The following is a 12,803-nucleotide window of genomic DNA, read 5'->3' as shown; positions in this document are numbered from 1 at the left end:
TCAAAGACCTAAATTCCTTCACCAATATCAAGTGAAAGTTTAACCACGGAAAGCACGGAAAGCACGGAATAAGGAAGTAGAGGCACAATCCTTCCGTGCTTTCGGTGTCTTCCGTGGTTATAAAGTAAGTGAAAATATTTACATTCGAGACTATAGTTAGAGCTAATCGCTAAATCATGGAATACGGATAGAAACAGTCCACATGCCTTCCAGCTCTATAACTTTTGCGCTTTTTTACCGGCAGTCGGGTAAATTTATTCAAAAAGATTAGACATTAAAGGGAGGCTAAAAACCTGCCCTCAAATCCGATTTCCCAACACATGTCCTCAATGCCTTTCCTCAAATCCGATTTTCCAAAGCCTTCCTGCCTCTAAAGCCTATCCTCAATGCCTGAGTTTCCCTCTCCCGAGAGAGGCAAAGACCCCTATGAAGCAGAGTACCGAAAAGATGGTAAAAGCCGTGTGCACGCTGGTCAGGAGTCCCGAGTGGTATTCGGCCGTGATTTCCACCCTGCCGATGAAGATCGAAAAGATCATCATGGAAAGCCCCATGCTCAGCATCTGCCCGATCAGGCGCATGGTGCCCATGGTCCCGGAGGCGATTCCGTAATAGTGCCTTTCCACGGAACTCATGATGGCGTTGGTGTTGGGGGAGGAAAAAAGGGCAAAGCCGAGCCCGAGTACCATGAGGATCGCCATAATGTTCCGGAGCGGGGTCTCTTCCGTAAGGAAACTGAAGGCAAAGAGACAGACCGCTGCAAGCCCCATCCCAACGGATGCCACGATTCTCGGCTCAACTTTATCCGAGAGCCTCCCTGCAAAAGGAGAAAAGAGAGCCATTACCACAGGCTGGGCAACAAGCACGCTGCCCGCAGCCAGGGGAGAAAGCCCCTTGTTGTACTGGAGAAAGAGGCTCAGGAGAAAAGCAACCGCAGCCGTCGCACTGTAATTGATAAGGGCTGCAAGGTTCGAGAGGGCAAAGGTATGGTTGTCCCGGAAGAGCCTCAGGTTAATAACCGGGCTTTCCGCCTTCATTTCCCAGAAAACAAAGCCCAGGAGCCCAACAAACCCAGCGGCAAGAAACGCATAAGCCGTCTGCTCCGGCACAAGGGAAAGCCCGTAGATCAGGGAAAAGAGCATGAAGCCGTAAATTACGGTGCCCACGAAATCGAATTTTTCTTTCTTGCCCCCCTCCGCAACCTTCACCCGGAAAGAGAGCAGGAACGCCGCAATTCCCACGGGCACGATGGACAAAAAGATGCTCCTCCACCCAAAAGTCTCCGCAAGCACTCCGCCCAGGAAAGGCCCTGCCGAAAGCCCGATGTACACGGCTGACACGTTTATCCCAAGCACCCTGCCCCTCTCGTTCCCCGGAAAAACCGCAGCCAGAAGGGCAACGGCTGTCGCATAGATCATCGCCCCCCCGATCCCTGCCAGCACCTGGCAGCCTATAAGCATGGGCACGGACGTCGCAAAAGCACAGAGACAGGCAGCCACGGTATAAACCCCGATTCCGTAAATGAAAATCTTCCTCATCCCGTAGAGGTCCGCAAGCCTCCCGAAAGGTATCAGGAGCACCGCCGAGGTCAGCAGGTAGGTAGTCGGGATCCAGCCCAGCAGCACCGCATTTGCCCCAAACTCCCTCCCGATCAGTGGAAGCGCGATATTGACGGAAGACGCAATGTAAGGCGACAGGAAAGAGGCAAGGGTAGCCGCAATAAGAATGCACTTCTTTTCCATGGAGCTGCACTCAATAGCCGGGAGAGCGGGTTTCGGGGAATTCATGATGGTTAGATCCTTTTTTTCGGTGTTGTAGGGCGGATAGCTGTGAGGTCTGGACAAAGGAAATAGAGCTTGTTTCACAGAATTGAGACTAAATTAGAGTATGGAGAATCAGTTTTGCTCCGATGTTTAAAGACCTTTCCAAATAATCCCGACAGGTCTTTGGCTAATTATTTAGATTCCCAGAAACAGGGACGTTGCAGAAGCTGAAGTCAGGTACCGGCACTCTCACCGGTCAGCTTGCTGACCGGCTTTTCCAGAAAGTATATTTTAATAACTAAAAGGTTCATCCTGATGACTGTAAAATATATTATTAGATAACTAAGCGATATATTTTAATAACTAAAAAGTTCATCCAGATGACTGTTAAATGTATTCAGGTAACCAAAAAGTACATCCAGATGACTGAAAAAATGTATTCAGGCAACCAAAAAGTACATCCAGATGACTGAAAAAATGTATTCAGGTAACCAAAAAGTGCATCCAGACGGCTGGAGAGGAGAGCTCAGAAAAGATATAACGATTAATTTTGGAATCAGTACAGCAGAATAAAAATTTTAACTTTTTAAAATGAGTCCTTAAAAATAAGTTCTTTAAATTGAAGTCGAATTTAAGCTACTATCCGCCAAAATGAGGTTGGTCTAATTAAATTCCCAATTTTTTCTATTAATTTTTAAGAAAAAGCCGGTCAGCAAGCTGACCGGTGAGAACCCGGGGTTCTGAAAGCAATCAGTCCCCGGCTAGACTGGATACGGAGGAACAGCGTTCTCAACGTTATTCATTTTACCCTAAAACCTCATCCTTTTTATTCCCATCGTTTTTATTCAGCTTTTTTTATACTGTATTTTTTATTAAGGTTATCATCAGGTTATTATTCAGTCTTCTATTCCCATCCCTCTTTATTCCCGACTTTTTTATTCCCAACCTTACTCCTGCTTTTCGAGACAGATCAGTTCTTCGCAATACGGAAGTTCCTTAATCATCCAGGCGCAGAATTCCCTCCACTCTTCAAGCTTGTGGTTCCGGCGCTGGAAATAGATGTTCCGGAGTTCGGCGTAGTTGGTGATGACTGTGCGCTTCTGCATAAAGGCACTCGGGAGGTCCTGCACAAGTTCCCTGAAGACCTCCTTCCGGTATGTGACGTCCTCTTCGTTTTCTCCTTTGCAGGCATTGTAGGTCTCGATCAGCTCGTTCAGGTGTTCGACCTGGGCTTCCCGGTATTCGGTCACAGTGTCAAAGGAGAAGTCCCGGAGGGTCAGGGGACGGCTGGTGAGCTTGTGCATGGTGGAGCAGGAGTTTTTTTCCACGAACTTGTAAGTGTCAAATTCTTTCCACCAGTAAAAAGGAGCGTTGATATCAAAGCAGACCGGGATGAACCTGAGGAACTTTGAATGTTCCGTGCCTGCCAGGGTCAGCATCTGGGCAAGTCTAAGGTCCTTTTCCCCGAGCTGGCAGTTCCCGTCCTCCTCCGGTTCGCTGCTGTCCATCAGGTGCCAGGAATTTTTCGGGTTTCGCATGCCCTGGATTGCGTAGTAGATGTTATAAGTGCCGTGTAACTCGATTTCGATCATGAAAGTGCCTCTCAAGAGAAGTGAATATATTATAAGATATTATTTTTAAAAAGTTTTGGATCTATATTGTGAGAAACTCATGATATATTTATTGCTATTTGCTGCCAGACAAAACTGCACAGTTTACCTCTCATCTATGTTTGCCAGAACAAATTATTGAAACCCCAGGTGCAGGGTTTATAAAAAAAGAAGCTATACAAAAGAAAGGAATCTCATCGAAAGAGCAGAAGTTCTACAAAAAACAGGAAGACCACTCATGTCCGATGCCCTCGAATCTCCAAATAATCTTGAACTCTCAAAGCTGCAAAAAGTTCTGCAGGCTTTGCGATCCGAAGAAGAAGAAGAAGAAGAAGAACAGGTCAAAATAGGAGAACCGGGCGGACAGGAAGAATTACTTTCTTTCGCCCTGCAGACATACGAAAAGCTCCAGGAAAAAGGTTCTCAGACCGGTACGCCAGCCAGTGAACAGGAAGAACTCAAAAATGCACTCATGGAACTAATCCCGGATGAAGCAGGGAAAGCTCCTCTCTACCTGAACTACCCGGAGGCATCTCCTCTCATTTTCGAGTTCTGGGCCGAGGCTGAATCTTACGAAGCCGTCAGCGAACACATCAGAAAAACGCTGTACGGGACTCCTCACAATGCCCCGAAACTCCTCTACTGCCACCGGAATAAAACAGCACCCATGCAGAGCCCTGAGGCTCTTCAGGTTCTTCAGGAAAATCCGGAACTGCTCTTCGGGGAAAAGGAATACACAGCCCTTGCAAAGGTTATGAACCCCGAACTTATATACAGGGCACTTCACCTCAACCGGGCTATCCGGAAGATGAACGTTTTCGGGATCGGAACTCAGGAATCCGTGCAGGAATCCGGGGAAAGGGAGGAAATCGACACAAAAAGCCTTGAAGAAATCGTTTCGGAACGTTTTATGCAGATCCACGAACTCCGGAGAAGTGCTTGAGGAATTCAGCAATTCGAAAAACAGTTCCTGTGAGAGAATTCCCGGTTGCCAGAGGAAAGGGGAAATTATTTAACAGTAGCAGGCACTTTGTATCCGCATGGGATACCCTTATAAATACAATTTTTCTGCAAGTACCGGATTTTTCCATATCACTTCAAGCAGTAACAGCATATATTTCAAGTTCGAAGTCGTTGATTTCCACAAACCGATTTCGGATGCGGAAGATACGGAAACCTGTATGCCTGAAGGGTGTTCCCCGGAGGAACAGAATATCCCCGAAAAGAACGATTGATTCCAAACTCGAATTCCAAACTCAAAGCCAAACTCAATTCCTGATTTTAATTCCGAATTTAGACCCAAGAACCATAAACCCCGGAAACATTAATTCTGGAGATGACCCCTATCGATCCCCTCTACTTCATAATCCTCCTTTTCACAGGTGCTTTTACGGGCCTGATCTCGGGCCTCCTGGGTGTGGGTGGGGGTTTTATCATGTCCCCGGTCCAGTTCTGGGTCCTGCAGGCGGAAGGGATTTCCCCTGACCTGGCGATTCGGATCGCTTTTGGGACAAGCCTTTTTGTAATCCTGCCAAATGCCATAAGTGGAGTGTTGAAGCACCAGCGAAACCTGACCGTGCTCTGGAAGCCTGCTGTCCTGATCGGGATTTTCGGCATGGCCGCAAGTTTTGGAGGAGCAGCCGTGGCAGCGGTCCTGCCTGCAGAGGTCCTGAGCAAGATTTTCGGGGTAACTATCATCATCGGAGCGCTGAAAACGTACAGGACTCCTGCGGTCCCCACTGAAGAACGGGAAGTAAGTTCCAGCATTCTCCTTTACGCAGGTGCAGGCATTCTCATTGGCTTTTTTTCCGGGCTCGTAGGAATCGGGGGAGGGGTGATCGGGCTTCCTATCATGCTCGTTCTCCTGCACTTCGGAATGCGAGAAGCAATCGGGACCTCGGCTGCCGTAATGATTTTTACGTCCATAGGAGGGACAATAGGGTACATAATTAACGGCTGGGGACAGCCCGGGCTTCCACCTTACTCCCTGGGCTACGTCAACATCCTGAACTGGGTCCTGCTGGCAGGGCCGGGAATCCTTGCGGCAAGGAAAGGAGCTCAGATTGCCCATGTTGTCAATCCCGAGTACCTGAAACACCTCTTCGTTGTCCTTATGATTTACATCGGGCTGAAAATGATCGGAGTTTTTTGAAAAATAAGACTATAGTCCCGAACGTAAATATTTACACTTACATTATAACCACAGAAGACACGGAAAGCACGGAAGGATTGTGCCCCTATTTCCTTTATTCAGTGTTTTCCGCGCTTTCCATGGTTAAAAGTGGCTAAATAGCTTTAATCGATCACCCGGTTCAGGCGCTTTCGATCGCGGTTACAGCGTCGAGTTTTGCAGCTTTTCTGGCAGGGTAAACCCCGGCAATCAGGTTAATAACGAAGGCAAAGATAGCGGCATAGACGAAGTTAAGGGGTTCGACCTCGAGAGGGAGGGTCTGCAGCCCGAAATACATTTCCTGGGGGATGTCAATCTTATAATTCTGGAGAAAAACAGTTGCCGCATAGCCCAGGACCGTGCCCAGCACCAGACCAATGGCGCCAAGGAGTGCGGACTGGATAAGGAAAACAATGGTGATGCTCCGCCGGGAGGCTCCCATGGCTTTCAGGATCCCGATCTCCGGGGTCCGTTGGGCTACAACGGTTATCAGGGTGTTGGCAATCCCGAAACCAGCAATCCCGTAGATCAGCGCGTAGAAGATATATATGAAAGCCTGCTGGGTTTCAAGGAGGTCCAGGATATCGGCGTTCGCCTCGCGCCAGCTTACGGCGTCCAGACCCGTTTCTTCCTCGATTGAGGCTGCTATTGTCTCTGCCTGGTAGGGGTCTTGCACCCTCACCCCGATGGTGCTCACGACTCCGGGCTCGTTGTAGAAATCCTGCACGGAATCAAGCCTTGCGTAAGCCATAACCTCATCGGCTGCGGTGCCCGTATGGGTAAGCCCTACCACTTTGAAAGAGCTTGTCTTTGAGTCCGGAAAAACAGCATCTACCCGGTCTCCTACCTTAACTTCGAGGTTTTCCGCAAGTTTGTCCCCGAGTATGATCCCCTGCCTGCTGTGCACAAGGGCAAAAAAATCCCCGTCAATGACGTCCTCGCTTACCCGCATGACCGCATCTTCTGCCATGGGTTCCACGCCCTCAAGGGAAACACCTTCGGCATTGTCCCGGAACTCCAGCGCCGCCTGACCCAGGTACTTGGGGGAAACGGCTATAACACCTTCTTTTTCCATGATTCGTGTGGAAGTGTGCCTGTAGAGGTGTATGAACTCCTCTTCCTCGTCTGCCGGGGAGATCACTATGTGCGGGTTATTCTCAATGCTCGATTCTACCAGTTCCCCCTGAAAACCCGACATCATAGCCATCATTACCGTAATCACGGCAACGGCAAGGGCAACGGCAATAATTGCAAAGATGGTCTGCCTCCGCCTTGAAAACCCCTGTCTGAATGCGATACCCAGTTCATACATGAAGACAAACTCCCTGCCCCTAAAGGACAAACTCCCTGGCTCTCCCCGGGAGTTCGGGGATAATTAAGGAAACTGATCATTTAATTTTTGTACCTAACTCTTTGCTTGCGGATTATAAATTAGTTTCTGAGCAGGTATTTGTATGAAAAAATCAGGACAGCAACCGGGCGCAAAGAATTGATTCAAGAAAACAAGAAGATGATTGGAATTAGGGAGAAAAAGGAAAGGAAAGGAAAGGAAAGAAAAAGGAAAAGATGGGGTGTTAGAGCTGCACGAAGTGTGCGACTTCACCCAGGTCTTCCTCGATCCTGAGGAGCTGGTTGTATTTTGCGGTCCTTTCGCCGCGGGCCGGGGCTCCGGTCTTGATCATCTCGGCTCCGATACCTACAGCAAGGTCCGCGATGGTGGTGTCTTCGGTTTCCGCAGAGCGGTGGCTTACAACCACGGTGTAGCCGTTCCTGGCTGCCATGCTTGCGGCGTCAAAGGCTTCGGAGATGCTTCCTATCTGGTTGACTTTCAGGAGAAGGGCATTTGCCGCTCCCATGTCCACGCCTCTGGAGAGCCTTTCGATGTTTGTGACGAAGAGGTCGTCGCCCACGATGATCGTGTCCCAGAGTTCGCTGGTCAGGGCCTCGAAGTCCTCGAAAGATTCCTCGTAGAAGGGGTCTTCGATGGAGAGGATCGGGTAGGTGTTTACAAGTTCGATGTAGTAGTCCATGAGTTCCGGAGCTGCGAGCTTCTTCCCGTCAATCGTGTAGAACTCGTCCGCATAGAACTCGGAAGCAGCGCAATCAAGCCCGATGGTTACTTCGGTTTCGGTGTAGCCTGCTTCCTCGATTGCCTGTACCAGGGCATCAAGAGCTTCCGTGCTCTCGCTCATCATGGGAGCGTATCCGCCTTCATAGCCCACGTTTGTCGAGGAGCCGCCGTATTTCTTTTCCAGGATTTTCCCGAGGGTGTGATAGATCTCGGCGCCTACCTGCATGGCCTCGAAGAAAGTTTCGGCGCCCTTGGGCTGGATCATGAATTCCTGGATTGCAAGGTCGTTACCTGCGTGCTTCCCTCCGTTCAGGACGTTCATGGTAGGGACAGGCAGGGTAAAAGCGTTAGAACCGCCGAAATAGCGGTAGAGAGGCATGTTAAGGGAATCGGCACCGGCCTTTGCAACAGCCATCGAAACTCCCAGGATTGCATTTGCTCCAAGGTTAGCTTTGTTTTCCGTTTCGTCGAGCTCGATCATCAGCTCATCGATTTCCCGCTGGTTCCGTACATCAAGCCCCAGCAGTTCCTTCTGGATAACGGTGTTCACGTTTTTGACAGCGTTAAGTACGCCTTTTCCACCGTACCTGTTCGGGTCTCCGTCCCGCATTTCAAGAGCTTCGTAGGTCCCCGTGGAAGCACCCGAAGGAACAGCTGCCCTTCCGAACCCCTTATCTGTAAACACATCAACTTCGACGGTGGGGTTTCCTCTGGAATCCAGAATCTCCCTAGCGTGTATCTTTTGGATTTTGTACTCTCCAGAACCCTGCTGTAAACCGATATACGACATCATTTCACCCTTTCTAATAACTGACCTAGGTATAGATATATCCTGTTATTTGAAGCTTGACCTTCAACTTAACCGTTGATTTTTAATTTACCCGTAAGAATGCCAAAATGTTATTTAATTTTTTACCGATTAGCGTTGAAAATACCATTGGACTTTATCAAGAATGTCAAGATCTATCGAGGTTTTTTAGTTTATTCCCGGATAATTTCTATCAACGTTCCTGTCAAATAATTTTAGCTACATTTTAGCTATATTTTAGCTATATTTTAACTATATTACGCAAGTACTTCCTAAAAAGGAGCTTCTAAGTTAGCTGCAGATACATGCATTAAAGGTTTTGGTTCGGGAAAACTCAACACATTTTATTCCAAAGAGGAATTTTCTCGGCTTTTTAGACCGTAACTTTTCATAACCGGATTCAGCAGAAGAGGATTAAATTTTTTTCAGGGGCATATTCAATCAAGTTAAAAAAATAATTTTATCTACATAAATTATATAAACCTGAAAGTATTATTTATTTGCGATGACTGACGATTCTCCTGTTGTTTTAACCGAAAAAGAGTATACAGTTATTGATATGCTCCAGACCCTAGGCCTCCCGCGAACGGAAGCCACGGCAATCGTATGTCTCAAAGACTGCAGCGAACTAAGGTCGCTTCACATAGAGATTGTTTCCGGGCTCAGGCAGCCGGAAGTAAGCGTAGCCATGCGCCCCCTTAAGGAAAGAGGATGGGTGGATGAAAGATCAGAAAAGAAGAGCAAGGGAAAAGGCAGACCTGTCAAATACTACCAGTTGATTTTACCCTTCCCCAAAATAATAGGGATGTTAGAGGATGAATTCCTGAAAGACAATAAGGAAAAAATGACTGCCCTCAGAAGACTCAGGGAACTGGAAGTTGTGCTGCAAAATTGAATTGATTAAAATATCAATTGAAAAAATTGATTAAACCGGGTCTTCTTCCGGACAGCGCTTCAGATCTTTTTTATCCCCGGTCATGACTCCTTCCGAAGCTGACCGGCGCAAAGCCCTGCTCCATATCCATGACCCTTTCAGCAGCAATCCCTTCAATTTCTAAGATAAACACTTCAACAACCATAAAAACCTCACTTTCACCCCGGAGACAGCCGAGTTTTACAGAGTCCTCACGACCTGTCCCGGCATGCAGGTGGACCTTTGGCTTCCCCTCCTCTAGGAAGATATCTCCAATCCCGAGAATCTCATGAACGTCATCAAAACCGGACCATATCGGGATTGGAGGGCGCCTGTTTTCTTTCGGACCCGTCACGAGCTTTCCTTCTTTTAGCGCGCCGAGCAGCACGAATACAGCCGACTCGATCTCTTCGAGTTCCGCGAGTTTAATCAGTTCCAGAATCAGGTCATCCCCGTGATCTACCCTGACGGTAAAGACCCGGCCTATTCTTCCTTTTGCGTATTCCATTAATAACCCTCGACATCTGTCCTTCTTAGCTGATTATCTTAAGTTACTGGCTCTACTTTCAAACACTGCCAGCCTGTATATTCAAACACTACTCAGGATGTACTTTCAGGCGCTGCTTATGATCTTCCCGTCTACAAGCCTGATTATCCTGTCGGCTTTTCCGGCCAGGTCCTCGTTGTGCGTTACCACTATGAAGGTCTGGTCATGTTCCCGGTTCAGCTTCCTGAGCAATTCATAAATCATGTCTCCGGTTTTTGTATCCAGGTTCCCGGTGGGTTCGTCCCCGAGCACGATAGCCGGAGAGCCGCTAAGAGCCCTGGCAACTGCAACCCTCTGGTTCTGGCCTCCCGAGAGTTCACCTGGCTTGTGGTCCATCCGGTCTTTCAGGCCAACTTCTGTCAAAAGTTTTTCAGCTACCTCTTTTGCTTCTTTCTTTCCCGTTCCGGCGATCAAAAGCGGCATCATCACATTTTCAAGGGCTGTGAAATCCGGGAGCAGGTGATGGTACTGGAATATAAAACCGAGCATCCGGTTCCGCATTTCGGAACGCTCCTTATCTGACATCTCGGTCACGTCCTGTTCGTCAATCAGAAGGGTCCCGGAACTGGGAGTGTCCAGAAGGCCTATCAGGTGCATCAGGGTACTTTTCCCTGAACCCGAAGGCCCGACAATTGACACAAATTCCCCTTTTTCGATCCGCAAGCAGGCATCGTCAAGGGCCCGGAACTCCACCCCGTCCTGGTAGATTTTGGTAAGGTTCCTAAGTTCGATGATGGGGGTTTTTTCTGTCATACCGGTCGCTTTTTCTGAAACTTTTATATTGAAACTAGTGGGCTTCTTATGTAAAGAGTTTTTGTATAGGGTTTTGCAGGGCGTGGGAAGGAAAAAGTGAGAGGAAGAAACAAAGAGAGAAGAAACAAAGAGAGAAGAAACAAAGAGAGAAGAAACAGTAAAAAAGGTCAGGGCAGGAGCTCTTCCAGATTTCCTTCTCCTTCCCTGCTGCTGCCCGCCAGGTAGGCGGCTGTGAGGATAAAGCAGCAACCTATAACCGTGCTTATATAAAGAGGGCTTTTCAGGACCGTGACGTCAAAGAAGATTCCTGAGACCGGTTCGATCAGGGCGAGGATGCTTCCGGTCTGGGCACTTATCCCGGATATCCCTTTCAGGTAGAGGAGAGCCGCAAGGGTGATGGTTACCCCGAAGAGCACCAGGGTCTGCAGGTTTTCAAGGACCAGAGGGAAAGGAGTAGAGGCAATGGAAGGCAGCACCAGGAGCAGACTTACGCCTGTGAGCCAGAAGGTCTGGGCCATTCCCGAATAGTCGTCTTTGAGGTAGCGGACCGTGATGATCACCGCCCCAAAGGAGAAGCCGGAAAGCATCCCGAATAGCAGGCCCTTGAAAAAACTGCTGTCCGCTCCGAAGTTGCTCAGGACCTCTCCGGGGCGGGCTATCAGCAGCACCCCGGCAACCGCAAGAGCGAGAGGCAGCAGACTTTTACCATTCCTTTTCTCGCCCAGGATAGTGGGGGCCAGCAGACTAACATATACGGGAGCCGTGTAGAGGAGCAGGATAGCTATGGAAATTCCACTGTACCTGATAGCCGAAAAGAAGCACAAACCGGTCACGGTATTCAAAAAGCCAAGTAGCAGGAGGTATTTTCTATTTCTCCCGAGGTGGAGTTCTTCCAGGCCCCCGCTCAGGAACAGGTACAGAAAAAGCATGCAAAGCCCGAAAAAGAGCCTGCAGAAAAGAATGGACCCCACGGACATGTCCTGGATCCGGTCCAGGAAAATCCCGAGCGTACCGTAGATGATGCTGCCGCCTATGACTTCTGACTGGGATTTGAAAGAGCCTGCCCGTGTGAGCATGCCCGTGAATTAATACTGCCTATATATATTATTTTGGAAACCTGTTTTTGGAAAACCGGACTTTTATTCTTCCTCAGCCTCGGCCTCGAAAACCCACCTGTCCCCGAAGAGCCTTCTCTCTCCGAAAATCCATTTTTTAAGGGAATCGAAACTTTCCAGGCTCACCACCAGAGCGGCTGCCAGGATGAAAACGGAGCCAACCAGCATGCCCCTGTGTATCGAGCTTCCCAGGACCGTGTAGTCGAAAAAGATACAGGAAACGGGTTCTACCAGGGTCAGGATGCTTCCCGTAACAGCGGTTACACCCGCAACCCCCCTCATGTAGAGTACTGCCGCGGTTGCCGTAATAAGAACCCCGAAGAGCACAAGGGCCTGGAGATTTGCAACAAGCACTGTCCCGGGCACCTTGACTGCAAACGGGGCCAGGAAGAAAAGGCTGATTATACTCTGCCAGAAGAGCTGGGTCAGGCCGTTATACTCATCTCTGAGGAAGCGGACCGAGATAATGACCCCGCTGCTGAAAAGGCCTCCAAGAAGCCCGTAAAGTATACCTTTCAGGTAATTGCCCGTGATATCAAGCTGTTCGAAACCGCCTTCAGGCCTCGTTACATAGAAAACGCCTACCAGGCCCAGGAAGAGAGCTAGAATTGTCCTTCCGGTATTTTTTTCCCCGAGCAGGAGAGGAGCAAGGAAGGTAAGATATATGGGGTCCGTATAAAGGAGCAGGACTGCCGAGGAAGCTCCCAGGTAACGGATTGCGGAATAATAGCAAAACATCTGTGAAACATAAAAAAGCCCCAGGAGAAGGAGGTACTTCTTCCTTTTTTTCAAAGAAAGCTGCCCCAGTTTGCCGGTAATTGAGAGGTAAACGAAAATGGTGATAAGGCCGAACAGCAGCCGATAGAAAAGAATCGAACTCACGGACATGTCCCGGAGTAATTCCATGAAGATCCCGACTGTACCGTAAATCATGCACGCAGCCAGGAGCTCAAAGTGGTGCTTATACGAGGCAGACATTATAATAAATAGAGTATATTAGTGTATATATAATTTCAGGAGGATAGAGGGTTAACAAAAGAAGAAGATTGAGGAAGG

12 protein-coding genes are annotated in these 12,803 nt (G+C 48.6%); 4 read left to right on the top strand and 8 right to left on the bottom strand.

Translation table 11 applies throughout. The annotated features are described in order from the left end of the window. Positions 1-383: 383 nt before the first annotated feature. Positions 384-1,784: an MFS transporter gene (locus tag MSMTP_RS08510; RefSeq protein WP_082090558.1), complete on the bottom strand. Its 1,401-nt coding sequence runs from the start codon at positions 1,782-1,784 to the stop codon at positions 384-386. A gap of 923 nt (positions 1,785-2,707) precedes the next feature. Continuing rightward, positions 2,708-3,352, bottom strand: coding sequence for a hypothetical protein (locus tag MSMTP_RS08505; RefSeq protein WP_048178636.1), 645 nt, complete (start codon positions 3,350-3,352; stop codon positions 2,708-2,710). Positions 3,353-3,608: 256 nt separating this feature from the next. Here MSMTP_RS08505 and MSMTP_RS08500 point away from each other — a divergent pair, with 256 nt between their 5' ends. From MSMTP_RS08500 to MSMTP_RS08490, 3 genes are all read left to right on the top strand, one after another. Further along, a complete protein-coding gene (locus MSMTP_RS08500; protein WP_048178635.1) occupies positions 3,609-4,313 on the top strand; it encodes a hypothetical protein in 705 nt (234 codons plus the stop codon). A gap of 97 nt (positions 4,314-4,410) precedes the next feature. Then, positions 4,411-4,605 carry a hypothetical protein gene (locus MSMTP_RS08495; protein ID WP_048178634.1) on the top strand — a complete coding sequence of 65 codons (195 nt, stop codon included), beginning with the start codon at positions 4,411-4,413 and terminating at the stop codon, positions 4,603-4,605. Positions 4,606-4,706: 101 nt separating this feature from the next. After that, a complete protein-coding gene (locus MSMTP_RS08490) occupies positions 4,707-5,522 on the top strand; it encodes a sulfite exporter TauE/SafE family protein (RefSeq protein ID WP_048178633.1) in 816 nt (271 codons plus the stop codon). A 160-nt stretch (positions 5,523-5,682) separates the two neighbouring features. On the opposite strand, the gene MSMTP_RS08485 is transcribed toward MSMTP_RS08490, so the two are convergent. Next, entirely contained in the window at positions 5,683-6,852 is a 1,170-nt protein-coding gene (locus MSMTP_RS08485; protein ID WP_048178632.1) for an ABC transporter permease, read from the bottom strand. Positions 6,853-7,114: 262 nt separating this feature from the next. Next, complete coding sequence (gene eno / locus MSMTP_RS08480; RefSeq protein ID WP_048178631.1) at positions 7,115-8,401, bottom strand: phosphopyruvate hydratase; 1,287 nt, start codon at positions 8,399-8,401, stop codon at positions 7,115-7,117. Between the two features lie 523 nt (positions 8,402-8,924). On the opposite strand from eno, the gene MSMTP_RS08475 reads away from it, so the two are divergent. Beyond that, complete coding sequence (locus MSMTP_RS08475; RefSeq protein WP_048178630.1) at positions 8,925-9,314, top strand: transcriptional regulator; 390 nt, start codon at positions 8,925-8,927, stop codon at positions 9,312-9,314. Between the two features lie 70 nt (positions 9,315-9,384). Here the strand turns inward: MSMTP_RS08475 and MSMTP_RS08470 are convergent, their stop codons facing one another. The 4 genes from MSMTP_RS08470 to MSMTP_RS08455 form a co-directional block, all read right to left on the bottom strand. Further along, positions 9,385-9,840 (bottom strand): PPC domain-containing DNA-binding protein, encoded by a 456-nt coding sequence (locus MSMTP_RS08470; RefSeq protein WP_048178629.1) that lies wholly within the window; start codon positions 9,838-9,840, stop codon positions 9,385-9,387. A gap of 105 nt (positions 9,841-9,945) precedes the next feature. Beyond that, entirely contained in the window at positions 9,946-10,632 is a 687-nt protein-coding gene (locus MSMTP_RS08465; protein ID WP_048178628.1) for an ABC transporter ATP-binding protein, read from the bottom strand. 167 nt (positions 10,633-10,799) lie between these two features. Further along, positions 10,800-11,708, bottom strand: coding sequence for a DMT family transporter (locus MSMTP_RS08460; protein ID WP_048178627.1), 909 nt, complete (start codon positions 11,706-11,708; stop codon positions 10,800-10,802). A 63-nt stretch (positions 11,709-11,771) separates the two neighbouring features. Next, positions 11,772-12,725 (bottom strand): DMT family transporter, encoded by a 954-nt coding sequence (locus MSMTP_RS08455; protein ID WP_048178626.1) that lies wholly within the window; start codon positions 12,723-12,725, stop codon positions 11,772-11,774. Between the last annotated feature and the right edge of the window lie 78 nt (positions 12,726-12,803).

The organism is Methanosarcina sp. MTP4 (assembly GCF_000970045.1).
Taxonomy (GTDB): Archaea; Halobacteriota; Methanosarcinia; order Methanosarcinales; family Methanosarcinaceae; genus MTP4.
This window is presented reverse-complemented; position numbering and strand designations above follow the sequence as displayed.